The sequence below is a fragment of the Spiroplasma sp. ChiS genome, from assembly GCF_002968355.1.
Classification (GTDB): Bacteria; Bacillota_I; Bacilli_A; order Mycoplasmatales; family Mycoplasmataceae; genus Spiroplasma; species Spiroplasma citri.
Genome location: NZ_PUUH01000233.1, coordinates 1 through 755, shown reverse-complemented (window position 1 = coordinate 755; position 755 = coordinate 1). Strand labels below are relative to the sequence as shown.

The 755-nt window shown below is 20.1% G+C and carries 1 protein-coding gene; it reads right to left on the bottom strand.

Annotation, left to right across the window (positions count from 1 at the left end; translation table 4 throughout):
- Positions 1 to 24: 24 nt before the first annotated feature.
- The coding region (locus C6B38_RS05995) for a DDE-type integrase/transposase/recombinase (RefSeq protein WP_146693340.1) at positions 25 to 755 on the bottom strand (731 nt) is incomplete at its 5' end.

The following is a 755-nucleotide window of genomic DNA, read 5'->3' as shown; positions in this document are numbered from 1 at the left end:
GATGAAAGTTTATATTTGAATTTTTTAATTCTTTGAACAGATTTTAGATTTAAATATTTCATAAGGTAAATTACTTATAATTCATTTTGTAGTTCTCTTTTTTCTTGAAATTTGATTTAAAAATTCACTTTTCATTGTACGAAATCATGATTCAGTATGGTCAATATCATATGGATTACCTCGTTTAGACATTGATATTTTAATTCCTAAATAATTGCAAAGTCTTTGATAATTTTGATTTGTGTAATGAAATTCTTGATCAGATTGTAAAATTCATGTTTTAGGTTTACCAGCTTTTATTCAAGCATTAATAATATTTTTTAAAACAAAATTAGTACCTAAATTATTACTAATTTGATAGTCCAAAATTTGGTTATTATGAAAATCTTTGACAATTGATAAATAATAAGTTTTTTTATTAGTTAGCAAATATGTAATATTGGTTCCTAGTTTTTGATTAAGTTCAGTAGTCCTAAAGTTTTGACTCAATAAATTTTCATATCGAAAAGGCCCAGATGAAAGTTTATATTTGAATTTTTTAATTCTTTGAACAGATTTTAGATTTAAATATTTCATATATCTATATAACATATGAGCTTTTAAAGATAAATTATAGATTTTATTAATTATTAAAGTTAATATTTTATAACCATAAATTTTATTAAATTTCAAAAATGATATTTTAATTAATTTAGCTAATTTTGAATCTCACTTATTAAATTTTTGCATACCATTGTTAAATCACTTATAATATC